Source organism: Caulobacter rhizosphaerae (assembly GCF_010977555.1).
In the GTDB taxonomy this organism is placed as follows: Bacteria; Pseudomonadota; Alphaproteobacteria; order Caulobacterales; family Caulobacteraceae; genus Caulobacter; species Caulobacter rhizosphaerae.
Genome location: NZ_CP048815.1, coordinates 1,841,910 through 1,863,191, shown reverse-complemented (window position 1 = coordinate 1,863,191; position 21,282 = coordinate 1,841,910). Strand labels below are relative to the sequence as shown.

General features: G+C 68.6%; 23 protein-coding genes and 2 tRNA genes. 5 read left to right on the top strand and 20 right to left on the bottom strand.

All coding sequences use genetic code 11. The features are described from left to right. The first annotated feature begins 8 nt into the window (after positions 1 to 8). Complete coding sequence (locus tag G3M57_RS08830) at positions 9 to 1,202, top strand: site-specific integrase (protein ID WP_163229982.1); 1,194 nt, start codon at positions 9 to 11, stop codon at positions 1,200 to 1,202. 27 nt (positions 1,203 to 1,229) lie between these two features. Here the strand turns inward: G3M57_RS08830 and G3M57_RS08825 are convergent. From G3M57_RS08825 to G3M57_RS08760, 14 genes are all read right to left on the bottom strand, one after another. Beyond that, a tRNA-His gene (locus G3M57_RS08825) sits at positions 1,230 to 1,306 on the bottom strand. Positions 1,307 to 1,435: 129 nt separating this feature from the next. After that, positions 1,436 to 2,176 (bottom strand): energy transducer TonB family protein, encoded by a 741-nt coding sequence (locus tag G3M57_RS08820; protein WP_056752543.1) that lies wholly within the window; start codon positions 2,174 to 2,176, stop codon positions 1,436 to 1,438. A 9-nt stretch (positions 2,177 to 2,185) separates the two neighbouring features. Beyond that, entirely contained in the window at positions 2,186 to 2,620 is a 435-nt protein-coding gene (locus G3M57_RS08815; protein WP_019847727.1) for a biopolymer transporter ExbD, read from the bottom strand. A gap of 5 nt (positions 2,621 to 2,625) precedes the next feature. After that, entirely contained in the window at positions 2,626 to 3,525 is a 900-nt protein-coding gene (locus G3M57_RS08810) for a MotA/TolQ/ExbB proton channel family protein (RefSeq protein ID WP_029589236.1), read from the bottom strand. A gap of 919 nt (positions 3,526 to 4,444) precedes the next feature. Beyond that, positions 4,445 to 4,520, bottom strand: a tRNA-Phe gene (locus tag G3M57_RS08805). 110 nt (positions 4,521 to 4,630) lie between these two features. Continuing rightward, entirely contained in the window at positions 4,631 to 4,801 is a 171-nt protein-coding gene (locus G3M57_RS08800; protein ID WP_056752542.1) for a DNA gyrase inhibitor YacG, read from the bottom strand. Then, complete coding sequence (locus G3M57_RS08795; RefSeq protein ID WP_056752539.1) at positions 4,798 to 5,838, bottom strand: ribonuclease E/G; 1,041 nt, start codon at positions 5,836 to 5,838, stop codon at positions 4,798 to 4,800. The genes G3M57_RS08800 and G3M57_RS08795 overlap by 4 nt, the downstream gene beginning before the upstream one ends. Then, on the bottom strand, positions 5,835 to 6,419 hold the full coding sequence (locus G3M57_RS08790) for a Maf family protein (RefSeq protein WP_056752536.1): 585 nt from the start codon (positions 6,417 to 6,419) through the stop codon (positions 5,835 to 5,837). Before G3M57_RS08790 ends, G3M57_RS08795 begins: the two co-directional genes overlap by 4 nt. Before the next feature lie 8 nt (positions 6,420 to 6,427). Next, entirely contained in the window at positions 6,428 to 6,646 is a 219-nt protein-coding gene (gene infA, locus G3M57_RS08785; protein WP_004617696.1) for a translation initiation factor IF-1, read from the bottom strand. A gap of 97 nt (positions 6,647 to 6,743) precedes the next feature. Beyond that, positions 6,744 to 7,202 carry an arsenate reductase/protein-tyrosine-phosphatase family protein gene (locus G3M57_RS08780; protein ID WP_056752535.1) on the bottom strand — a complete coding sequence of 153 codons (459 nt, stop codon included), beginning with the start codon at positions 7,200 to 7,202 and terminating at the stop codon, positions 6,744 to 6,746. Between the two features lie 5 nt (positions 7,203 to 7,207). Further along, positions 7,208 to 7,687, bottom strand: coding sequence for a UPF0262 family protein (locus G3M57_RS08775; RefSeq protein WP_056752532.1), 480 nt, complete (start codon positions 7,685 to 7,687; stop codon positions 7,208 to 7,210). Between the two features lie 18 nt (positions 7,688 to 7,705). Beyond that, positions 7,706 to 8,992 (bottom strand): histidinol dehydrogenase, encoded by a 1,287-nt coding sequence (gene hisD, locus G3M57_RS08770; protein WP_056752529.1) that lies wholly within the window; start codon positions 8,990 to 8,992, stop codon positions 7,706 to 7,708. Between the two features lie 673 nt (positions 8,993 to 9,665). Continuing rightward, positions 9,666 to 10,628, bottom strand: a complete 963-nt coding sequence (locus G3M57_RS08765) for a glucokinase (protein ID WP_056752526.1) — start codon at positions 10,626 to 10,628, stop codon at positions 9,666 to 9,668. Between the two features lie 114 nt (positions 10,629 to 10,742). Further along, entirely contained in the window at positions 10,743 to 12,200 is a 1,458-nt protein-coding gene (locus G3M57_RS08760) for an NCS1 family nucleobase:cation symporter-1 (RefSeq protein ID WP_056752523.1), read from the bottom strand. 126 nt (positions 12,201 to 12,326) lie between these two features. Between G3M57_RS08760 and G3M57_RS08755 the strand changes: the two genes are divergently transcribed. Further along, positions 12,327 to 12,926, top strand: a complete 600-nt coding sequence (locus tag G3M57_RS08755) for a DUF805 domain-containing protein (protein WP_163229980.1) — start codon at positions 12,327 to 12,329, stop codon at positions 12,924 to 12,926. A gap of 83 nt (positions 12,927 to 13,009) precedes the next feature. Here the strand turns inward: G3M57_RS08755 and G3M57_RS08750 are convergent, their stop codons facing one another. Together G3M57_RS08750 and G3M57_RS08745 are read right to left on the bottom strand one after the other, a co-directional pair. Then, positions 13,010 to 14,914 carry a M1 family metallopeptidase gene (locus G3M57_RS08750; protein ID WP_056759626.1) on the bottom strand — a complete coding sequence of 635 codons (1,905 nt, stop codon included), beginning with the start codon at positions 14,912 to 14,914 and terminating at the stop codon, positions 13,010 to 13,012. 80 nt (positions 14,915 to 14,994) lie between these two features. Next, positions 14,995 to 16,113: a hypothetical protein gene (locus tag G3M57_RS08745; protein ID WP_056759628.1), complete on the bottom strand. Its 1,119-nt coding sequence runs from the start codon at positions 16,111 to 16,113 to the stop codon at positions 14,995 to 14,997. A gap of 171 nt (positions 16,114 to 16,284) precedes the next feature. Between G3M57_RS08745 and G3M57_RS08740 the strand changes: the two genes are divergently transcribed. Next, a complete protein-coding gene (locus G3M57_RS08740; RefSeq protein WP_056759634.1) occupies positions 16,285 to 16,668 on the top strand; it encodes a hypothetical protein in 384 nt (127 codons plus the stop codon). 112 nt (positions 16,669 to 16,780) lie between these two features. Here the strand turns inward: G3M57_RS08740 and G3M57_RS08735 are convergent, their stop codons facing one another. Continuing rightward, the gene (locus G3M57_RS08735) at positions 16,781 to 17,383 is read right to left on the bottom strand and encodes a hypothetical protein (protein WP_056759637.1); all 603 of its coding nucleotides are present in this window, start codon (positions 17,381 to 17,383) and stop codon (positions 16,781 to 16,783) included. Positions 17,384 to 17,447: 64 nt separating this feature from the next. After that, positions 17,448 to 17,909, bottom strand: a complete 462-nt coding sequence (locus G3M57_RS08730) for a MarR family winged helix-turn-helix transcriptional regulator (RefSeq protein WP_056759639.1) — start codon at positions 17,907 to 17,909, stop codon at positions 17,448 to 17,450. Positions 17,910 to 18,050: 141 nt separating this feature from the next. Here G3M57_RS08730 and G3M57_RS08725 point away from each other — a divergent pair, with 141 nt between their 5' ends. Continuing rightward, a complete protein-coding gene (locus G3M57_RS08725) occupies positions 18,051 to 18,608 on the top strand; it encodes a DUF308 domain-containing protein (protein WP_056759641.1) in 558 nt (185 codons plus the stop codon). A gap of 10 nt (positions 18,609 to 18,618) precedes the next feature. Here G3M57_RS08725 and G3M57_RS08720 read toward each other — a convergent pair whose 3' ends face one another. Beyond that, the gene (locus tag G3M57_RS08720) at positions 18,619 to 19,071 is read right to left on the bottom strand and encodes a MaoC family dehydratase (RefSeq protein ID WP_056759646.1); all 453 of its coding nucleotides are present in this window, start codon (positions 19,069 to 19,071) and stop codon (positions 18,619 to 18,621) included. Between the two features lie 329 nt (positions 19,072 to 19,400). On the opposite strand from G3M57_RS08720, the gene G3M57_RS08715 reads away from it, so the two are divergent. Further along, the gene (locus G3M57_RS08715; protein ID WP_230983928.1) at positions 19,401 to 20,516 is read left to right on the top strand and encodes an epoxide hydrolase family protein; all 1,116 of its coding nucleotides are present in this window, start codon (positions 19,401 to 19,403) and stop codon (positions 20,514 to 20,516) included. 36 nt (positions 20,517 to 20,552) lie between these two features. Here G3M57_RS08715 and G3M57_RS08710 read toward each other — a convergent pair whose 3' ends face one another. Beyond that, entirely contained in the window at positions 20,553 to 21,227 is a 675-nt protein-coding gene (locus G3M57_RS08710; protein ID WP_056759651.1) for a helix-turn-helix domain-containing protein, read from the bottom strand. Positions 21,228 to 21,282 lie beyond the last annotated feature (55 nt).

The following is a 21,282-nucleotide window of genomic DNA, read 5'->3' as shown; positions in this document are numbered from 1 at the left end:
GAGCCCCGATGAAGTACGTGAACCCCGTCCACCGGCCCAACGGCACGGTCGATCTGTACCTCCGCAAGAAGGGCCTGCCGAACATCCGGCTGGAAAGCCCGATGCCGCCCCCTGGCGAGGAAGCCGGTTCGGCGCTCGAGGCCGAGGTCAAGGCGGCGATCGTGCGCTACAGCACCCCCAAGCCCGGCAAGGGCACCCTGTCAGCGGCGCTCCGCGCCTACGAGCTGACGGATCCTGATTTCCTCAACAACGCCGACTCGACCAAGGCCATCTACAAGCTGTACCTGGGCGAGTTCGAAGAGGACCTCGGCGCCGTACCGGTCAAGGACTTCACGCCGGCCTTCCTGCAGCAGCTGCGGGCCATGTGGGCGCCGCGCGGCTATCGGGCCGCCAACATGCGCATGCAGGTCCTGAAGAACGTCCTGATGCCCGCCCTGGTCGCCGCCGGGGCCGAGGCTGACCCGTTCAGCATGATCAAGGGCGTGCGCCGGCCGGCCGACGCCGACGAGCCGCACATCCTTTGGCCCGAGGCCGTGGTGACCGCCGTCATCGAGCGCGCGATCGCCACCCGTCGCTACGGCTTGGCCCGGGCAGTCGCGATCGGCCGCTACGTCGGCGCGCGACGCGGCGACCTGGTCAAGATCGCCAAGGCCGCACGCCAAGGCGGCCAGTTCGCGTTTCTCTCCGGCAAGAGGAAGATCCCGGTCAACCAGCCCGAGGATCCGATGCTGACCCGCTGGCTCAACGCCACGCCCGACGAGCAGCCGGCGTCGGCGTGGCAAGCGGGTGTCCGCCGGCGAACCGGCGTCATCCCCATGCCCCCGCGCACCCTGGTCTTCAACACGAGGAACCAGCGCTACACCGAAAGCGGCCTCGCCCAGGCCCTGGGCGACGTCGTCGCCGAGCTGGTGCTCGAGGAAGTCCTCGACAGCAGCGAGTACGATCTCCACGGCCTGCGCCACACGCGCGGAGTGGAGGCGGCGCTTGCCGGCTGCAGCGACGCCCAGGGCGCATCGCTCCTGGGCCACAGCAGCCCTTCCAGCTTCGCCAAATACCGCCGCCAGGCCGACCGACTGAAGATGAGCCGCGACGGCCACGCCATGATCTTGGCGATGCGCGACAAGGACGCGGCTGAGGAAGTGCAACGGGACTTGCAACGGAAGTGCAACGTCGCTGCGGCCAATGAAAAAGGCCCGGCATAAATGCCGAGCCTTTTCAAATCTCTGCGATGGTACCAGCTCTCGGGCTCGAACCGAGGACCTCTAGATCCACAATCTAGCGCTCTAACCAACTGAGCTAAGCCGGCTCATCGCGAGGCAGTGTCTTTAGTCGGACACGCGGGCCGGATCAAGCACCGAAACAGCCCTTCCACACGAAAACGCCCCGGAGCCGCAAAGCTCCGGGGCGCTCGTTTCCTGACCGGTCGTCCGGGCCCCTAACGGGGAACCGTGAAGACGATCGGGATCGTGATCTGACCGCCGTCCACCGGAGCGCCGTCAAGCGTCTTCGGCTTCATGCGGAACAGCCGCGACAGCTTCAGGGCGGCATCGCCGAAGCCGTAGTCCGCCGGATTTTCCGACACGACCGAACAGCCTTCCAGCGACCCCTTGGCGGTGACGGTGCACGACAGGGTCGCGCGACCGCCCACTTCCATCCGCTGTGCGCGGTCGGGGTAGTAACGGGCCATGTCCTCGCCGGTGGGCTTGCGGGCCCAGTCCGGCTTGGTGATCACCGAAGCCCGAGCCGGCGGGTTCGAAGGTACCGGCGGCACGTTCGAGATCACCGGCGGAGCCGTTTGCTCGACCCGCTCCTTGACGGGCGGGATCGGCAGCGGCGGCGGCGGAGTCACGTCCGGCGGCGGCGCGATCGGCGGCCTAGGCTGCACCACCGCGGGAGGCGGCGGCGGAGCATTGGTCGGCGGCGGCGGCGGGGGCGGAGGAGGCGGCGGCGGCGGCGGCGGCGGCGGAGGCAGCTCCACGTCCACGGCGTCGTCGTGATACTCCTTCATCACCGCTTCGAACTTCTGCTTCGCCAGATACGCGAACAAAGCAGCGTGCAAGCCGACGACGATGATGGTCGCGATACCGAAGGCGCCGAGTCCGCCTTTCTTGCGTCGCGGGCCATCAGAGGTGAGCGGGTCGTAGTGGCGATGCTCAGGCGCTTGTTGTTCAGCCATGCATCACCCCTAGCTGTTCTGATCCTTGCCGATGAGCGCCACGCTGTAGAAGCCGTTGTCCTGGAGGGTGTTCATCACCTCCATGAAAGCTCCGTAGCGCGTCTTTTCGTCGGCGCGGATGTAGATGCGCTCCTTGGTCGGATCGCGACGACCGATGCTCTTCGTGAGGTCCGCCCCCATCTCGTCGACCGTAGTGGGGTCGTCGCCAATGAAGACCTTTCCCGAAGCCTTGATCGAGATATAGACGGGCTTTGGCGGGCTCGGCGACGGTTTCGCGACCGCCGGCGGCAGGTTCACTTCGACCGACACGGAGGCGAGCGGAGCCGCCACCATGAAGATGATCAGGAGGACCAGCATGACGTCCACGAAGGGCGTGACGTTGATCTCGCTGTTTTGGTCGATGTTAAACCTGTCGCCCCCACCGCCTGAGAGTTTGGCGGCCATCGGTCTTACGCCCCTTTGTCGAGCTGACGCGAGATGGCGTTCATCAGTTCAGCAACGAAACCTTCAGAGCGCGTGCCGTAGCCGGAGATGCGGGTCTGGAAGTAGTTGTAGAAGATAACGGCCGGGATAGCGGCGAACAGACCGATGCCGGTGGCGAGCAGCGCTTCGGCGATGCCGGGGGCGACGACGGCCAGGTTGGTCGTGTTGGTGTTCGCGATGCCGATGAACGAGGTCATGATCCCGTAGACGGTGCCGAATAGACCGATGAACGGACCGGCCGAACCGACCGAGGCCAGGAACACCATGCCGCCCGACAGGCGCTTGGCCAGCGAGGCCTGCACCGCGTTGATGGCGTAGGTGGCGCGCGACAGGGTCGAGTCACGATGTTCGCCGCCGACGGCCAGGCCAGCTTGGCGCGACAGTTCGACTTCTTGGGCCGCCGCGGCGGCCATGTCGGCCATCGGGTTGCCTTCGAATTCTTCCGACGAGCCGATACGGGCGATGTCGGCGATCGAGCGAGCGCCGCGGAAGGCTTCCAGGAACTTGTCCGATTGCTTGTTCAGGGCGCCGAACTCGAACAGCTTGGTGATCAGCAGGACCCACGAGAAGACCGAGGCCAGGATCAGGCCGATCATCACGACCTTAACCACCGCCTGGGCCGACAGGAACATGCCGATCGGGGTCAGGGAGTGGGACTTCATCTTTTCGGTCGCGGCGACGCCAGCGTCCAGCGGCTCTTCGGCAGGCGCAGCGGCGGGGGCCGGGGCGGCGGCGGCCGGAGCAGCAGCTTCGGTGGTGGCCGGCGCAGGAGCCGCAGCGTCCTGAGCGAAAGCCGGGGCGCTCACCATCAGCGCCATGGCGCCGACGAGAGCGATGAGGGGGGTTTTCCGTTTAATGTCGAGCATCTGTCGCCAGTTCCTGATTGGTCTAGCACGTTTGGACCGAGGGTCGTCGCGCGAGAGCGTCTCCACCCTAACTTGAATAGCCTGCATGAAGGCCGATCGCTCGGACGTCCCGCAGACCCGCTTCGCAGCGCTCGACCCGTTACGCCCCCCAAGTCGGGCTCATGCCCTTCAAGAAGGATCGTTTCGAAGCGCGTGTGATCGCCGCCCCCGAGGAGGCTTCGATCTTACCGCAATGTTAGAATTGCGGCAGGGGTCCTTTGGCAACCCCTTTTCGTACCGTCAAGGGGTGCGACGAGGCATAAATTTACCGCCCCCGCCGTACGCCCACCATCGTTGCCGCGCCGCACAAATAGGAAATCAGGATTTGAGGGCGGTTTTTCTCCGCCATAGGGAATAGGGATGTTGCAACGCAGCATGCTTACAAAACATTGGTCTGGCACACCCGATCGGAACGCGCATTGAGCAGGAGTTCAATCTAGCCGAGAACAGGTCTGACGGAGATCTGACCTTTGCACGAGCGCTCCCCGTCGCGCAGACGTGGCGAAGTGACGATTTTCGCCTCTGATTGGACTTTCTTCATCCAAAACGGTGGCGCGGCCTTCCCTCCAGGACGAACGAGATCCAATTCGCCGGGCCGGCGCGGGAGCGCCTGCTGCATGGCCGCGTCAAGCCCAAGCGGGCCCGCTGTTTCCGCTGCAGGCCTGATCGCCACACCAAGGACGCAGCGACGTTCGAACGCCCGCGAGCCGCTTCGCTCCACACGGGTTAGAACTCAGCTAAAATTTCACGCCTGCCCTCAGGCGAACGCGAGTGATCAAGTTCGCGGCGCCGCAGGATGGCCGCCCTTCGCATTCGAGACAGCGTCGACAGCACAATCCGGATGGCGAAAGCGTCGGCCGACGACGCGCAAAAAAGGAAGTGGTGCCTGGGGGCGGATTCGAACCACCGACACGCGGATTTTCAATCCGCTGCTCTACCAACTGAGCTACCCAGGCCCTGGGCCTAAGAGGCGGTCGAAACCGCCCTGGCGCCCGCCCGACGGCGGGGAGCCGCGTCTATAGGGGAGGCTAAAAACGAAGTCCAGCCCCTCTTGAACGATCGCCAACTATTCCCGGCCGAAGTCTGTGGACGGCGGGTTTTCCTCGTCCTCGTCCGCCCCGGGCACCACGTAGCGGTCCGACAGCCACCGGTTCAGGTCGATGTCGGCGCATCGCTTGGAGCAGAAGGGCCGGAACTCGGGAATCGCCGGCTTCCTGCAGATCGGACAGGCGCTCATGAGGACGCGACCTCCAGGCGGTCGTTGGGCCAGTCGGCGGCGACGGCCAGGGTGAAGCGACGGCCGATCGTGTCGGCCAGGGCGGCGTCCAGCGCTGCGAACGCCTCGGCGACCGCGGGACCGCAGCGGCCCGCCAGCTTGCCGCCGGGAGCCGCCCTGCCCTCGCGCTCGAACGCCCGAACCAGGCGCCGGGCCCCGGCGCGGGCCGACAGCCCTCCCGATTCGTCCAGCAGCCGGTCGAGAATCGGCTTGGCGCGGCGCGGCACGATCATCTCCAGAGCGCCGAACTTGCTGATCGGACCGATTCCCACGCCCGGATTGTCGACGGCGAAGGCGTTGCGAGCCGCCGTGGTCAGGGCCGGACCATCGTGGCCGCGACCGACCAGGTCGAAGACCACCAGCCCGGCCAGGCCCTTGAGGCGCAGAACCCGAGCAGTCGTCGCGAAGGCGGCCATGTTGGCGGCGCGGGCCGCCCTCTTGGAATCGCCATCCCGCCCCCCGAGGTCGACGTCGACCGCCACCAGGGCCCGGGTCGCCTCAATGCTGACGTCGCCGCCGCCCGGCAGGGCGAAGACCGTGGCCAGGGCCTCAGCCTCGGCGGCCTCGACCGCTTCCAGAGCGGCCAGGCCCTGGGTCGGCGATCCGGACTTGACCCACAGGCGCAGCAGTTCATCGATGGTCGGGGCGTGAGCCAGCACGCGCGGCTCGCCCTCGGCCGGACCGACGTAGCGGGCCACGGCCGACTTGTCGCGACGCGAGGGACTGCGAATTTCCACCTCGACCACCTGGCCTTCGACCAGCTTGGGCATGTCGGGCTTGAGGGCCAGCAAAAGATCGGCGCCGCCCGGCAGGGCGACGAAGGCGGCGTTGAAGGCTCGCTCGATCGTCTTGACCCGGGCGACGCCCCGGACGCCCTCGGCGTCCAGCGGATCGTCGCCGTCCCATTGAGCGACCAGGCGCTCGGGCCGGCCGTCCAGGGTGACGACCCCGACCGTCTCGCCGATTCCCTTGTAGAGGTAGGCCCGCCGTTCGCTCATTTTCGATAGCCCAGGCCGGTCAGCAGGTTCAGCGTCTCGTACAGCGGCAGGCCGACCACGCTGGTGTAGGAGCCGTGCAGGTCGATGATGAAGCCGCCGGCCACGCCTTGCACCCCGTAGCCGCCGGCCTTGCCGTTCCATTCGCCGCCGGCCAGGTAGTCGGCCTGCTCGGCGTCGGACAGGTGCTTGAACTGCACGCGGGTCTCGACCAGCCGCGACGCCTCGCGGCCGTCGGGAGCGATGGCGGCGATCCCGGTCAGGACCTTGTGGTTGCGGCCCGACAGCAGCTTGAGGCAGCGGGCCGCCTGCTCGGGCGTCTCGGCCTTGGGCAGGATGCGGCGACCGACGGCGACGACGGTGTCGGCGGCCAGGACGATGGCGCCCGGCGAACGCGGCGCGACCGCCCTCGCCTTCTCGACCGCCAGGCGCAAGGCGTGGCGGCGCGGGGTCTCGTCGCGCAGCGGCGTTTCATCGATGTCGGCGGGATCGACCCGATCCGGGGCGACGCCGACCTGCGCCAGCAGGTCCAGGCGCCGGGGGCTCGCGCTGGCCAGAACCAGCGGCGTCCGCTGGACGACCATCGCCAGCCCTACTTGAAGCGGTAGGTGATGCGGCCCTTGGTCAGGTCGTAGGGCGTCATTTCCACGAGCACCTTGTCGCCGGCCAGCACGCGGATGCGATTCTTGCGCATCTTGCCGGCGGTGTGGGCGATGATCTCGTGATCGTTCTCCAGCTTCACGCGGAAGGTCGCGTTGGGCAGCAGTTCGCTGACCGTACCGGGAAACTCGAGCAGTTCTTCCTTAGCCATCAGGCCTCTCAAAACGGGTGACGCCATGCCGACAAGGCCCCCTCGACGATTGAGTCGGGGAGCGGATCGCGGCTGCGAGGCGGGGTGTATAGCGCATTCACCCCCCGAACGTCGATGGCGCGCCGAAACGTTGTCGAATCGCCGTGGCCAAGGCGTCACGCACCTCGCGATAGGCCGCCAACATGGCGTCTCGCGAGCCGTCCGCAAGGGTGGGGTCGTGAGTCGGCCAGTATTCGATGTCCGTGGCGCGGGCGCGGGCCAGCTCGACGGCCCGGTGCTGGGCCTCGGGGGTCAGGGAAATGACGACGTCGAAGCTGTCGTCCTCCAGCTGGGCGAAGCTCTTGGGCTGGTGGCCGCTGACGTCCAGGCCCATTTCGTCCATGACCACGGCCACGAAGGGGTCGACGCCCTCGTCCGACGGGTCGGGCTTCAGTCCGCACGAATCGACGAACGCCCGCGTTCCGTAGAAGTGCTTGAACAGCGCCTCGGCCATCGGCGAGCGCACGCGGTTGTAGTTGCAGGCGAACAGGACGGCGCCGGGGAGCTCCGAAGCCACGCCGCCTAGCCCCGCCAGTGCAGCGCGCAGATCAGGGTGAACAGCCGCCGGGCGGTGTCGAGGTCGGTCTTGACCTTGCCCTCCAGCCGTTCGCGCAGCAGGTTCGAGCCCTCGTTGTGCAGGCCGCGACGGCCCATGTCCAAGGCCTCGATCTGCTGGGGCGAGGAATTGCGGATCGCTGAATAATAGCTGTCGCAGATCATGAAGTAGTCCTTGATCACCCCCCGGAAGGGCGACAGGGACAGCAAGTGTCGGCGTTCCTGCCCGCTCGGGGCGACGATGTCGAAGGCCAGGCGATTCTCGACCAGCGACAGCTTCAGGTCATAGGGGCCGCCCGGCGACTCGACCGGCTCGAAATAGTTGCCGTCCAGCAGGTCGAAGATCGCCACCTGCCGTTCCTGCTCCTGGTCGCGCGAGGCGGCCGCCAGGCTGTCCTCGTCGATGAGGATGGATTTCAGGAACTGGGTGGCCTTGGGATCGGACATCGCCGGCAGACTTGCCTCTTATCCCTGAGTTGACAACCGGATCGCGGCGGAAAGCGCGTGGGCGGGCAGACCTTCCGCGTCGGCCAAGGCGACCGTGTGCGGCCCCAGGATCCCGAACGAGGCCGCGTCGCATTTCACGATCGAGGTCCGCTTGAGGAAGTCGTAGATCGACAGGCCCGACTGGAAGCGCGCCGCGCGGCTGGTGGGCAGCACGTGGTTGGAGCCGGCCACGTAGTCGCCGATGGCTTCCGGCGTCAGGCGGCCCAGGAAAATGGCGCCGGCGTGGCGCACGCGGTCGGCCAGGCGCTCGGGCTCGTCGATGGCGAACTCGACGTGCTCGGGGGCCAGAAGGTCGACCAGGCGCGGGCTGTCGTCCAGCGGGCAAAGGATGATCGCGCCGTGGTCGCGCCACGAGGCGGCGGCGTCGACGCCGGTGGCCAAGGTCTTGAGCCGCGCGTCGACGGCGTCGGAAACCGCCTGGGCGAAGGCCTCGTCGTCGGTGATCAGGATCGACTGGGCGGCCGGGTCGTGCTCGGCCTGGCTCAGCAGGTCGGCGGCGATCCAGTCAGGGTCGTTGGCGGCGTCGGCGACCACGACGATTTCGGACGGGCCAGCCAGGGCGTCGATGCCGACCACGCCGTAGAGCCGGCGCTTGGCGGCGGTGACATAGGCGTTGCCCGGGCCGACGATCTTGTCGACCGGTTGGATGGGCCCCGCGCCATAGGCCAGGGCGGCGACGGCCTGGGCCCCGCCGATCCGCCAGATCTCGCTGACCCCGGCTTCCTTGGCGGCGGCCAGCACCGCGGGCTGCAGCTTGCCGGGCGGGGTGACCATGGCGATGCGGTCGACGCCGGCCACCTGGGCCGGCACCGCGTTCATCAGCACGGTCGAGGGATAGGCCGCCCGGCCGCCGGGCACGTAGACGCCGACGGCCTCCAGCGGCGTCCAGCGCCAGCCCAGCTGGACGCCGGCCTCGTCGATCCAGCTCTGGTCGGCGGGCCGCTGGCGGGTGTGGAAGGCGCGGATACGGGCGGCGGCGAAGGCGATCGCCTCGCGGACCTCCGCCGAGCATTCGGCCGCGCCGGCCTCGATCTCGTCGGCGGTGACGCGGATGGTGTCCTCGGTCAGTTCGACGCCGTCGAAGCGGCTGGTGAAACTGAGCACGGCCTTCAGCCCATCGGCCTGCACGGCGTCCAGCACGTTGCGCGCGGCGGCGTCGACATTCTCGGGCGCGCCCCGGCGCTCGTCGAGGAACGCCTTGAAGGCGGCGGGGAAAGACGGGTCGGAGGCGTTGAAGCGGCGCATTGGGCCTAGATGCGGGTTTTTGGGCGGGATGCAAGTTCTGATGCGCCGCGAGCCCCCTCCGGCCTTCGGGCCACCTCCCCCAGAGGGGGAGGATCTGATCCGCGTCGATGCTCCCCCTCTGGGGGAGCTGTCGCGAAGCGACTGAGGGGGTCTTTCGCGGGCACGATCTCTCGTCCTCACGCGGATCACCGCTGAGCTGATGGAAAGGGACGCGGAGCGCCGGACATCGTCCGGAGTGTTTGAGTTTGTGTACCGTTTCGACGAAGCCGATCGCTCCGCGCGGTCGTTATCCGGAAGCCCGCGGCGCTGAACCCTGTTAGGGCCTCGCCGCCTTGAAGCCTCCGGCGGGCGGGCCAGGTCAACGAACCCCGGTCCCGGACCGCGAGCGCGTCACCGCCCGCCTGTTGCTCAATCAGCCCTCGCGCCACGTCGTTTTTGTGTTCCAGGCCCGACCGGCTCCAGAGACGCGAGGTTTGGTCCCGAAGGACCGCCGACGGAGCTTCCCGCTCGATCGCCCCCCGCCGCCGCATCGGTCGCTGGCCATGCGCCCTTTCCATGCGACGAGGTGAGGCCAAGGATACGGGCGGTCTGAGAAGGTGAGGGGCATAAAGATTTAACGTCGGGATTTCAGCGGCTTGCCGGCAGATGTGACGGGAACAGGCCTTGCGGGGCTCTAGTTGAACAGGGCCGTCAGGCCCAGCAGGCCGCAGTTCGGCTCATTGACCAGATAGAACGGCACGTCGCGCAGATAGGCGGACATCCGGCCCTTGGCTTCGAAGCGCTGACGGACCAGCGCGCGGTCGAGCATCTCGCCCCAGGACAGCACCGTGGCGCTGATGACGTAGATCCCGCTGCGCGCGCCGGCGGTCAGGACCAGGTTGCCCGCGACCGCGCCCAGCCATCCGGAGACCAGGGCGAAGACTTCGCGGGCCTGGGCGTCGCCGGCCCGGGCGGCGGCCAGCAGGACGCCCAGGTCGCCGGGACGCTCCGGCTTCCCGGCCAGGATCGAAACGGCCAGGGCGACGTCGAGCACGCCCTGGCCCGACAGCACGTGCTCGGCCGAGACGTGACCGTGCAGGCCGCGCAGCACCCGGATGACCTCGGCTTCGCGGTCCGTGGCGGCGGCCAGGTCGGCGTGCCCGCCCTCGGCGGCGGCGGCCATCCAGCCGACGAACCCGTCCGGGTTGAGGATCGACATGCCCAGGCCGGCCGCAGAAGGGCCGATGGCGGCGGCGGGCGCGTCGCGATGCGGGATCCCGCCGCCGATCGGCTCCATCGCGTCGGGCGCCAGCAGCGGCACGGCCAGGGCCCGGGCCGTGAAATTGTTGACCAGGTGCAGGCGGTCCAGGCCCAGCCGGTCGGCGATCACCTCGGCTTCCAGGCGCATGGGAGAATGGGTCAGCTGGATCACGCCGTCGAGGCATGGGCCGGGCGCGGCGATGGCCGCGCCGAAGATCGGGCCCTCGCACGCGGAGGCGGCGGCCGCCAGGAGGTCGATCAGCTGGTCCTGGCTGACGCAGTCGGCCGTCGTGATCGCCGCAGGCAGGCTCCCGCGTTCGACCAGCACGATCCTGGCGCTGGCGCCGTCCACGTCCGCCAGCAGGACATGCGAGGCCTGGTCACGCGGCAATGCCATGCGGTCGATCTCCTGGAACGTACGGGGACGGTCGCCGAAGTCGCAGTCTTGACCAATGCGGGAAAGCGTCGCAACCGCCTCGGAAACGTCAGCGGACGCATCCTGTTCCGCGCCCTAGGTCCGCGCCTCGCCCCCAGCCCGCATCGCGGCCAGATAGACCGCCGCGGCGATCCCCGCCCCGACCAACCAGGCATAGTCGTAGAGTCCGGTCCACGGCGCACCGATCCCGGCCGCCGCCGGCAGGCCGGCCGCCTTCAGGAAGCCCGGCAGGTTGGGCGCCACGCCGATGGCGAACGCCGCCACAGCGGCCGGATTCCAGCCCTTGGAATAGGTGTAGCGCCCGGCGCGGTCGTACAGCGCCTCGACGTCCAGCCGGGCGCGGCGCAGCAGCCAGTAGTCGGCGATCAGGACGCCCGCCACCGGCCCAAGCAGGGCGCCGTAGCCGGTCAGCCAGACGAAGATGTAGCCTTGCGTGCTCTCCAGCAGCTTCCACGGCATGATCAGCACGCCGATCGCCGCGGTGATCCAGCCGCCGGTGCGGTAACTGATCCGCCTGGGCCACAGGGCCGAGAAGTCGTAGGCGGGGCCTACCAGGTTGGCGGCGATGTTGCAGGACACCGTGTCGAGGCTGATGACCAGCAGGCCGACCAGCACCGCCACGCCGCCAATGTTTCCCGACAGCGCCACCGGGTCCCAGACCGGCTTGCCATAGATCAGCACGGTGGCCGAGGTGACGATCACACTCATGGCCGCCAGCAGCGCCATGGGTCCGGGCAGCCCCACCGCCTGGCCGACGATCTGGTCGCGCTGGGTGCGGGCGAAGCGGGTGAAGTCGGGAATGTTCAGGGCCAGGGTGGCCCAGTAGCCGGTCATGGCGGTGACGGCCGGACCGAAGTCGCGCCAGAACCGGCCGGCCTTGGCGCCGCCGGGGTCATAGGCGCTGGGCGCGTGCAGGATCGGGCCGATGCCGCCGGCCCGGCTGAGCGCCCACCAGACCAGCAGGCCGCAGACGATCACCTTGACCGGGGCGGTCCAGGTCTCGAGCTTGCGCACGGTCTCCAGGCCCTTGGTGACGAACAGCAGCTGGATCAGCCAGAAGGCGGCGAACGACAGCAGCTGACCCAGGCCGATCCCCAGCACCGGGACCATCGGCCCGACCAGGCTCTCGCCGACCATCACGCCCAGCAGGGTCAGCAGCGCCCCGCCGCCGATCCAGGTCTGGATCCCGTACCAGCCGCAGGCGACGATGGCCCGGGCCAGGGCCGGCGCCCTCGCCCCGCGCCAGCCGAACGAGGCCCTCGCCAGCACCGCATAGGGCACGCCCCATTTTGCGCCCGCATGGCCGATCAGCAGCATCGGAACCAGCACGATCAGGTTGCCCAGCAGCACGGCCCACACCGCCTGGGTCGCCGACATTCCCTGCTCGATCAGGCCCGCGGCCAGCATGTAGGCCGGCACGGCGATGACCATGCCCAGCCACAGGGCCGCGAAGTGCCACCAGCGCCAGGTGCGCTGCGCCGCCGTGGTCGGCGCCAGGTCCGGGTTCCAGAGGGTGTTGCCGGCTTGGTCCATGTCGCCCCCGCGATCGTGTCGTGAACGGACCATCGGCCGGCGTTCGGCGGACGTCACGCGCAAAGTGCGGCGGTGGCGCCGTACGGTTGAATCGCCTTATCCAGAGGCTGTTGCCGGGGAAACGCCATGAAAGCCTTCGTCGAGTCCATCCGCCACGGTTTCGCGGGCCTGCCGCGCTTTGCGGGCCGGGATTCGGCGGGGCGCTTCTGGCCCTACGCCGGCGCGGTGATCGCCCTGTTCTTCATCGCCGCGGCCGCGACCATGATCCCCATCATGAGCGGGACGTTCTCGCGCATGCAGAGCTTCGCGGCCGAACATCCCGACCAGGCCACGGTGACCCGGGGCCCCGGCTCCTATTCGATCGAGATCCACGGAAACCACCCCGAACTGATGCCGGACATGACCCCGTTTTTCACGGTGATGCTGGTCGGGTGCGCCCTGGCCGTGCTGCTGCTGGCGGCGGCGGTGACCCGGCGGCTGCACGACCGTGGACGGCGCGGCTGGTGGGGCTTGGCGCCCGTGCCGTTCCTGATCATCGGCCTGACCCTGTTCCCGCGCCTTTTCCAGAGCACGCTCAGCGGCCAGACGACGCCCGGGACGCTGGCGATGTTCGGCGTGATGATGGCCAACAACCTGCTCTACCTGGCGTCGTTGGCCCTGCTGGTCGTACTGCTGGCCGGGGCGGGACAGCCTGGCGAGAATCGGTTCGGCCCGCCCCCTCGCTGAAACCCTGGTCGACGACCGCGCAGGCCAGGGTCGCCACGCCGGCGATGATCCTGACCGTTGACGACGCCGAGGCGCGCCCCGCCCTACTTCACGATCCCGTCCACCGTCTGCCGCGTCACGGCGTGGTACAGCGGCCGGGTCCTGGCGTAGAGCCGCTTGGCGATCGGCTGCCCCCAGTCGCCCTGGGCCATCAGGTCCTTGAACAGCGGAGCGACGAACTTGCGGCGGCCCTGGTCGGTCAGGAAGGCCTCCAGCGAGGGAACGGCCGGGGCGTAGCGGTTGGCGACGGCCAGCTCCAGCCAGGCGAAGCGGATCTCGCTGTTGCCCTGGGCCGACAGGCCGAAGGCCTTGTCGAGCGCCGCCAGGCGTTCCGTGGACAGCTGGCGCGGCAGGCTGCCGACGAAGCGCGTGCGCTCGGGCGTGCTCCAGGCCTTCCACTTGGCGGCGGGGGCCGGGCCGCCCTTGGCGTAGGCGGCGGCCAGGGCGTCCACCGCCGGGAAGGCCGCCGACTTGATATGCACCGCGTTGGCCGGCAGGCCGAGGCCGTAGACCCATTGATCGACGCCGATCGCCGCTTCCAGCTTTGGATCGCCCTTGATCAGGTTGGCCCGCAGGTCGGCGACGAAGCCCGCCGTGGTCTGGCTCTGGAAGGCGTGGCGGGCGAAATAGTCCTTGAGGTAGGCGTCCCAGCGGTCGCGGCCGACCGCCTTCTCGATGGTGCGCAGGAAGGTCGCGCCTTTCTCGTAGGCGATGTCGGTCATGCCGTCGTCGGGATCGCGGCCGGTCAGGTCCAGGTGCAGCCGGGTGTCGGCGCCGGTCGGCCCGCCGGCGTCCTTGATCGCCGCCTGCAGGTCGCTCCAGCCCAGGTCGGCCAGCATGTCGGCGCGCGGCTTGCCGTACAGCTTCTCCATGATCCGGTTCTCGAAATAGACCGTGAAGCCCTCGTTCAGCCAGAAGTCCGACCAGGTGGCGTTGTTGACCAGGTTGCCCGACCAGGAGTGGGCCAACTCGTGGGCCACCAGGCTGACCAGCGAGCGGTCGCCGGCGATGATGGTCGGGGTGGCGAAGGTCAGGCGCGGGTTCTCCATGCCGCCGAACGGGAACGACGGCGGCAGGACCAGCAGGTCGTAGCGGCCCCAGGCGTAGGGGCCGTAGAGGCTCTCGGCCGCCTCGACCATCTTCTCGACGTCGACCAGCTCGTTGGCCGTCTTCTTCATCACCGACGGCTCGGTATAGACGCCGGTCCGCCCGCCCAGGGGCGTGAAGGCGATGTCGCCGACCGCGATGGCGATCAGGTAGGAGGCGACCGGCTTGTCCATCTTGAAGCGATAGAGGCTACCGCCGGCCACCGGGTCGCCTTCGGGCGGGGTCAGGCTTTGGGCGCTCATCACCGCCGTCAGCCCGTCGGGAACCAGGATGTTCGCCGTCCAGGTCTGGCGGATCCCCGGACTGTCCTGAGTGGGGATCCAGGTGCGGTTGAGGATCGCCTCGCCCTGGCTGAACAGGTAGGGCTTCTGCTTGCCCGCCGTCTGAGCCGGGGTCAGCCATTGCAAGGCCGCGCCGCCGGGCGCGCTGTCATAGCTGACGACGATGCGCCGGGCCCCATTCAGTTGCACCGTCAGCGGCGCGCCCAGGATCGGGTCGACCTTGCCCAGAGTCCACGGCAAGGCCACGCCCTTGGCGTCGGTGACGCCGTGGATCACCAGGCCCTTGCTGTCGAGCACCACCTCCGTGGCGTCCGGCGCAGCGGCGATGTCGAGGCTGGCTGAGCCCGTCATCTTCTGACCGGCGAAGTCGGCGGTCAGGTCCAGGTCGATGTGGGTGACGCGCGCCACCAGGGGCTGGGCGTAGGAGTGGATGTCCCGGGCTTCGGGGGCGGCCAGGATCGCGGGGGGCGGCGACGGGGTCTGGGCCAGGACGGGCATCGCGGCTCCGCTGAGCAGGAGCGCCAGCAGGGCGGCGCGGGCCGTGGACTTGAACGAGGGCATGGGAAGCGGGTTCCGTATTCGCAAAGGCGTTGGATCCGTCTTAGCCCTTCGCTCCGCCCTCCCTCAACCGCGGTCGAACCCTACAGATAGTCCAGCAGGCTGGTCCCGCCCGTGTTGACGCCGCCGTCGCTGTTGAACAGCGAGGCCAGCTTGTCGGAGAGGTTCTGCATCTGGACCATCTTGTCGTAGAGCGCCGGGGTCCAGCCGGCCGCCTGGCGCTCCTCGTCGCTCATGGCCGCGTACTGGGTGATCAGGCTCTTGCCGAAGGCCGAGCTATCGCTCCCCTGCGTGCTCTTGTAGGCGCTGGAGACGCTGTCTCGGTTGCGGGCCTTCACCTCGGCCGCCGCCTGGGCCGCCTCGTGCTCGGAGAACTGATCGCCCTTGTTCAGGGCCACCGCCGCCAGGGAGCGGTCGTCGAACTTGGAGAAGTCGATCCGGCCGCTGTCGGGCCCCGTGGCCATGCCGTCCTTGGTCGCCGCGGCGTACTGCTTGTCGAGCACCGAGCGGACGTCGGAAGCGACCTTGCCGATGTCGCGGGTGCGAGGGTTGGCGACCACGCCGCCGACGTCCTTGAGATAGGCCGCGACCGGGTCGCCGTCGATGCCGGTGGGGGCTGCGCCGGGCGTGGCCTGCGCCTGCTTGAGCCCCTCGGTCAAGGCGGCCTTGTCCTTGGCCCATTGCCCCATGGCCTTCTCCTCGGGCCCCGCGGCCTCGAGGTTGGCCAGAGCCGCCTTGTAGAGTCCGGCATAGTCGCCGGTCACGCGCATGGCCGAGGCCGGGGCGGACAAGGCCGAGTCGCGGTTGGCCTTCATCTGCAGCGAGGCGACCACCTGTTCCTCGATCGGGAACTTGCCGCCCTTGTTGCTGGCGATGGCGTAGAGGCTGCGGCGGTCCAGGCCGGAAACGTCGATCGTCGCCTTGCCGTCCTTCAGGGCGCTGGTCGACTTGGCGCCCGCCAGCAGCTTGTCCAGCGCGGTGCGGGCGGAGGCCACGACCTGATCGGTGGTGCGGTTGTCGGTCTGAGCGGCGAGCGCGGCCTGGGCTTGGGCCGACAGGGTGACATTGACGCTGGAGCCGCTGGTCCTGGCGGCGGCGCCCGAGGCGTCGCCCGAGGTCGAGGTCGTCGTGGCGGTCGTCGGAGCCGCGGTGGTGGTCAGATAGGGATTCGCCGCGTAGCCGTTCGTAACGCTGCCGACCATGACGCCCTCGACTGGATCGCCGCGAGATTACGAATCGCGACAGGCCTGAAACACCGGAGCACAAGGCGCGATCAGGGTTAAGGGCGCATTAACCATGATCGCGACCCCGAGCTTGGCCGGGCCAAAGCGCCGGGTTACCCTGCCGGCGTCAGACGCGGCGCGAGCGACGGAATGAAGACGGTATTGCTCGCGACCTTCCAGATCTTGTTTCTGCTGGTCATCGCTTCGCCCGTCCTGTGGGCCCTCGTCATCAAGCCATTGCTGATCGTGGCCGTATCACCCCGGTCCGATGTCCTGCGGATCAAGCGCGACTACGAAGGACGCGGTCGGCGTGTGTTGAACGCAATCCGCCGGGGCACGATCTGGGGTTCCCGGAGCATGCCGAGCTATCGCCGCTACGACATCGAGGTCTTGCGGCACGACGGCCAGGTCGAGACTTTCGAAGTCGGCGTTCAGTTCACGCTGCTATCCGACCCTGACCTGCGAGAGGAGAATCAAGCGCGACGCAGGGCGTTCTTTCAGGGATCCGCCAGCTATTTCGGGCCTGAAGGCTGACGCCGGCGCGCGCCCCCATCCCGGCGCGCCGACCTGGTCGAGGCTGGATGTCGGTGAACTTGGCGACCTCGCCCGGCGTCTCAGGCGCGCGGAGGACCTCCTGCCACGCCCGTCAGCGCGCCGACCACAGGTTTCCGGCCGCCGCCTGCAGGTCGCCCGAGACGCCGCGCTGGGCCAGGGACAGGCCTTCCAGCTCGACCTTGTCGGCCCGGAGCGTGCGGCGATGGATGCTGTAGCCCAGCTGGTAGATCGCCCGGTCGGTCTTGGTCTGGCCGTCCTCGATGAACACGGTCAGCACGCCGACCGGCACGCGGCCGGTCTGGGCCTTGCCCGCATGCTTGCGCAGGCCGCCCTCGATCCAGCCGGCTTCCAGGCGTGGATTGCCAGTGGTCTCGACGCTGTCGCTGCGCAGCGCGGCCGGGAACCAGACCGTCTGGGTCTGGATCACCTGGCCCTCGTTGACGGAGGTCAGGCGCACCCTGGCCCCGCCGTCCTCGCGCTGGCCGGTCATGACAAAGGTCATCTTCCGCGCCGCCGCCTGCGCCTGCGCCTGGCGCTCGCTGGCCGCGGCCGCGCGTTCGCGGTCTTCCCGGACCCGCTCGCGGTGACTGTCCCAGAAGCTGAGGCCGGTGATCACCAGGGCCGCGACCGCCACGATCTCGGCCAGGGTCAGCCAGCGGATCGGCAGGCGCTTGGGGGACGTCTCTTCGGTCATCGGGCCTCCGGTGGATGCGGCAGGCGCCGACGGTAGAGCCAGTGCGCGTCTCCGTGAAGCCGCCTCAGGCCCGCGGCTGGTCCGCCACGAACCGCGAGACCGAATCCCGGAACGCCTGGACGTCCTTGTTCAGTTGGACCAGCTTCTCGACGCTGAGATTGGCGGCGGCGAACAGGGTCTGGCCCAGGCAGGCGCTGCGAGCCCGCATGTCGCGCCCCAGCGGCGTCAGGCTGACCACCACCTGGCGTTCGTCGGCGGGATTGCGCTGACGCGAGACCAGCCGCCCCGCCTCCATGCGCTTGACCAGCGGCGTGACATTGCTGGAGTCCAGGCCCAGGCGCTCGGCGATCGCGCCGACGCTCAGCCCATCGGCCTCCCAGAGGGCGCCAAGCACCAGGTACTGCGGATAGGTGATCTCCAGCGCGTCGAGCAGCGGCTTGTAGGCGCGGTTGATCGCCATGCTGGCTCCGTAGAGCGAGAAGCACAGCTGTTCGTCGAGCGTGGGCACGTAGGCGGGGTCTGACACGGCGTCCTCCTGTCGGCTTGATCTCTTAGAGCGGAAATATATGTCGCGACAGCTTTATCGCTGGACACGGCCCCGTCATTCAGACTAATCCATTTCATGTCGCGACATATAATGTCGCTATCTACAATCCAAGGAACCGCCATGACTCAGGATCTCGCCGCCTCCCCCAGCGCCGGCGCGCTGACCCGCTACTACTTCGTGCGGACCGCCGTCGCGGCCGCCTGGGTCGCCGCGGCCCTCACCGCGGGGGAGAGCCATCCGGCCGCCGCGGCCGTCCTGCTGGTGTTGTATCCGGCCTGGGACGCCCTCGCGAACGCCCGCGACGCCCAGGCCAACGGCGGCTTGCCGGCCAACCCATCCCAGGCGCTGAACCTGGCGGTCAGCGCCGTCACCGCCGTGGCGGTGCTGCTGGCCTTGCGGAGCGGCATGCACGCCGTCCTGGCGGTGTTCGGCGTCTGGGCCGTCCTGGCCGGCCTCCTGCAACTGGCGACCGGCCTGCGCCGGTGGCGGAGCTACGGCGCCCAGTGGGCGATGGTCCTGAGCGGCGTCCAGTCGGCCCTGGCCGGGGCCTTCTTCCTCAAGCAGGCGACGGGGCCCGCGACGCCGTCGATCGCCACCATCGCGCCCTATGCGGCGTTCGGGGCCTTCTATTTCCTGGTTTCGGCGGTCTGGCTGGCGGTCAGGAACCGCCGGGCGTGACCCACGCCCGTCAGGCCTTGGCGGGCCGGCGACGGCGCGGGACGCGGACGACGGCCTCGCCGTCCATCACCAGATCGTCGCCGACCAGGCCTTCACAGCGAAGGGTGACCCGCGCGCTGGCCTCGTCGATGGCCGAGACGGTGACACGCGCCGTCACCACGTCGCCGATCCGCACCGGCCGATGAAAGGCCAGGCTCTGGCTCAGGTAGATCGCGCCGGCCCCCGGCAGGATGGTGCCGACCACCGCCGAGCCGAACGAGGCCGACAGCAGGCCGTGCGCGATCCGGCCGCGATAGGCGGTCTTGGAGGCGAAGGCCTCGTCCATGTGTACGGGATTGAAGTCGTCCGAAGCCTCGGCGAACTGTCCGATGCGCCCTTCGGTGACGGTGACCCGCTTTTCGGCGACCATGCCGACGGCCAGCTCTTCCAGGACGTAGCCGCCGGTGGGGTGAGGTTCGATCATCCCCGGCCGTTAGCCGCGATGCCGCGTCGTGGCCAGCGAAAATGCGCGGGATCCCCAGGGCAAGGCGCCTTGTCGCCCGCGCCCGAAGCCCGCTGACGTCACGCCTGGCTAACGGCGCGGCACGAACCCGTCGTCCGTCAGATCCGTGGCGTCCCAGGTGATTTTCGCTTTCTTACAATGCGCGCCGAGGCCGCGCCGATAGCTTGATCCTCGTCAATCAGACAAGGAACCAGGCCATGAACCGGCGTGAATTTGGCAAGACCATCCTCGCGGCGAGCCTTGTGAGCGGCCTTGTCAGCCAACCCGCACACTCGAAGGAAAGCCCTCCCATGCAACAGCCGACCCCCTTCACGATCGCCTTCCCGGACGAACAGCTGGCCGACCTGAAGTCGCGCCTGCGCCACACCCGCTGGCCCGACGAGCCCGCCGACGCGGCATGGATGTTCGGAACCAACCTCGGCTACATGAAGTCGCTGACCGACTACTGGCTGAACCAATACGACTGGCGCCAGGCTGAAGCGCGCCTGAACGCCCTGCCGAACTACAAGGTCCAGATCGACGGCGTCGACCTGCACTTCGTCCACCGGCCGTCCAGGAAGCCGGACGCCCCCGCGCTGCTTCTGCTGCACGGGTGGCCCGACAGCTTCTACCGCTATCACAAGGTCATCGACGCCCTGGCCGAGGACTTCCACGTCGTCGTGCCGTCCATCCCCGGAACGGGGTTCTCGCAGCGCACGGCGCTCCCGGTCGACAAGATCGCCGACCTCTTCGCTCAGCTCATGGGAGACGTGCTGGGCCACGACCGGTTCATCGCCGCCGGCGGCGACCTGGGCTCGGTCATCGCCATGTCGCTGACCCAGCGCCATCCGGAGAAGGTGACCGGCATCCATGTCACCGACGTCGGCTATCCCGACCACACGACCGACTTCAGCGTTCTCAGCGGGCCCGAGCAGGCCTATGCGGGCGCCATCCAGCAATGGTTCTTCGCCCACGGCGCATTCAATCTGGTGCAGGCGACCAAGCCGCAAAGCCTAGCCTTCGCCATGAACGACTCGCCGGTCGGGCTGGCCGCCTGGATCATGAGCTTCATGGCCGGCATGGGCGTGGGGGACGAGGCGGACGCCCGGTTCGGCCGTGACGAGCTTCTGACCAACATCATGATCTACTGGCTGACGGAGACGGCGGCGTCCTCGTTCCGCCTCTACAACGCCAACGCCATGCAGCCCCCGACCATCAAGGGCAGGAACACCAGGGTTCCGGTGGCGGTGGCCACCGAGGCGCCGATCCCCGGCGGGGTGCGCCTGCCTCGCGAATGGGCGGACCGTCAGACCGCCGGCAACGTCGTGCAGTTCCACGACATGGAAGGCGCGGGCCACTTCGCGGCGTGGGAAGATCCGCAGGTCTACGTCAAGGATCTCAAGAGCTTCGCCCTGTTGCTGTCGTAGCGGGGTCGCGCCGCCGAGCGCCCCCGCGCCCGGCGATCAGATCTTGTGGACCGCGTCGAGATTGGAGGGCAAGGCGCCCATGATCTTCTTGATCGACTTGATCATGTGCGGCTGGTCCGCATAGCCCAGATCGACTGCTACTCCGGCCGGCGCTTCGCCGGCCTTCAGCCGCCGCACGGCTTCCTGCGCGCGGCGGATCAGTTGGAAGCTCTTCTGGGTGATCCCGGTGGTCTGCTTGAAATGCTGCTGCACCGAGCGCGCCGAGGCGGCCTTTGGGGTCTCGCTGAAGGCCCTGGCCACTAGGTCGTTGGAGGCGAGCAGGCCGGCGGCGATCATCGCGTCGACCAGCGGCTCGACGTTCTCGAAGGTCGGCAACGGCAGCTCCACGCCGTCCAGCACGAACGTCTCGCCGCTCACCGGCAGCACCCGGATTTCGGGGCCGACCCGCGGCTCCCTGTCCTGCGCGAGGTAGACGTGGGCGCAGAACGAGATGACGACCGAGCTCTCGCCGTCGCGATACGGAACCTCGACGGGCTCGGTCGCCTGTCCGCTCAGGAACACCATGGATCCGCCGTCCGGCGCGATGCTGCGGATCAGGTCCCACGAGCCGTCCGGCGTCGCCAGATACACCCCGTCGCTGAGGCAGACCGTCTGCCATACCGTATCGATCCATGGGTGCGAGGATCGCCGGCTCGTGTGTTTCTGGACCATGGTCGTCGGCCTGCCGCGGGTTGAGACGACCCATCGTGCTTCAGTTCCGGCGTCG

Excerpts from the sequence above, each read along its gene's own strand:
- G3M57_RS08790 (WP_056752536.1), bottom strand. The coding sequence starts at position 6,419 with ATGGTCGTCCAGCGGACGCCGCTGGTTCTGGCCAGCGCGAGCCCCCGG.
- G3M57_RS08820 (WP_056752543.1), bottom strand. The coding sequence starts at position 2,176 with ATGGCTGAACAACAAGCGCCTGAGCATCGCCACTACGACCCGCTCACC.
- G3M57_RS08765 (WP_056752526.1), bottom strand. The coding sequence starts at position 10,628 with ATGGCATTGCCGCGTGACCAGGCCTCGCATGTCCTGCTGGCGGACGTG.
- G3M57_RS08745 (WP_056759628.1), bottom strand. The coding sequence starts at position 16,113 with ATGGTCGGCAGCGTTACGAACGGCTACGCGGCGAATCCCTATCTGACC.
- G3M57_RS08710 (WP_056759651.1), bottom strand. The coding sequence starts at position 21,227 with ATGGTCCAGAAACACACGAGCCGGCGATCCTCGCACCCATGGATCGAT.
- G3M57_RS08815 (WP_019847727.1), bottom strand. The coding sequence starts at position 2,620 with ATGGCCGCCAAACTCTCAGGCGGTGGGGGCGACAGGTTTAACATCGAC.
- G3M57_RS08725 (WP_056759641.1), top strand. The coding sequence starts at position 18,051 with ATGACTCAGGATCTCGCCGCCTCCCCCAGCGCCGGCGCGCTGACCCGC.
- G3M57_RS08720 (WP_056759646.1), bottom strand. The coding sequence starts at position 19,071 with ATGATCGAACCTCACCCCACCGGCGGCTACGTCCTGGAAGAGCTGGCC.
- G3M57_RS08800 (WP_056752542.1), bottom strand. The coding sequence starts at position 4,801 with ATGAGCGCCTGTCCGATCTGCAGGAAGCCGGCGATTCCCGAGTTCCGG.
- G3M57_RS08760 (WP_056752523.1), bottom strand. The coding sequence starts at position 12,200 with ATGGACCAAGCCGGCAACACCCTCTGGAACCCGGACCTGGCGCCGACC.
- G3M57_RS08795 (WP_056752539.1), bottom strand. The coding sequence starts at position 5,838 with ATGAGCGAACGGCGGGCCTACCTCTACAAGGGAATCGGCGAGACGGTC.
- G3M57_RS08830 (WP_163229982.1), top strand. The coding sequence starts at position 9 with ATGAAGTACGTGAACCCCGTCCACCGGCCCAACGGCACGGTCGATCTG.
- G3M57_RS08735 (WP_056759637.1), bottom strand. The coding sequence starts at position 17,383 with ATGACCGAAGAGACGTCCCCCAAGCGCCTGCCGATCCGCTGGCTGACC.
- G3M57_RS08775 (WP_056752532.1), bottom strand. The coding sequence starts at position 7,687 with ATGTCCGATCCCAAGGCCACCCAGTTCCTGAAATCCATCCTCATCGAC.
- G3M57_RS08715 (WP_230983928.1), top strand. The coding sequence starts at position 19,401 with ATGCAACAGCCGACCCCCTTCACGATCGCCTTCCCGGACGAACAGCTG.
- G3M57_RS08755 (WP_163229980.1), top strand. The coding sequence starts at position 12,327 with ATGAAAGCCTTCGTCGAGTCCATCCGCCACGGTTTCGCGGGCCTGCCG.
- G3M57_RS08740 (WP_056759634.1), top strand. The coding sequence starts at position 16,285 with ATGAAGACGGTATTGCTCGCGACCTTCCAGATCTTGTTTCTGCTGGTC.
- G3M57_RS08810 (WP_029589236.1), bottom strand. The coding sequence starts at position 3,525 with ATGCTCGACATTAAACGGAAAACCCCCCTCATCGCTCTCGTCGGCGCC.
- G3M57_RS08750 (WP_056759626.1), bottom strand. The coding sequence starts at position 14,914 with ATGCCCTCGTTCAAGTCCACGGCCCGCGCCGCCCTGCTGGCGCTCCTG.
- infA (WP_004617696.1), bottom strand. The coding sequence starts at position 6,646 with ATGGCTAAGGAAGAACTGCTCGAGTTTCCCGGTACGGTCAGCGAACTG.
- hisD (WP_056752529.1), bottom strand. The coding sequence starts at position 8,992 with ATGCGCCGCTTCAACGCCTCCGACCCGTCTTTCCCCGCCGCCTTCAAG.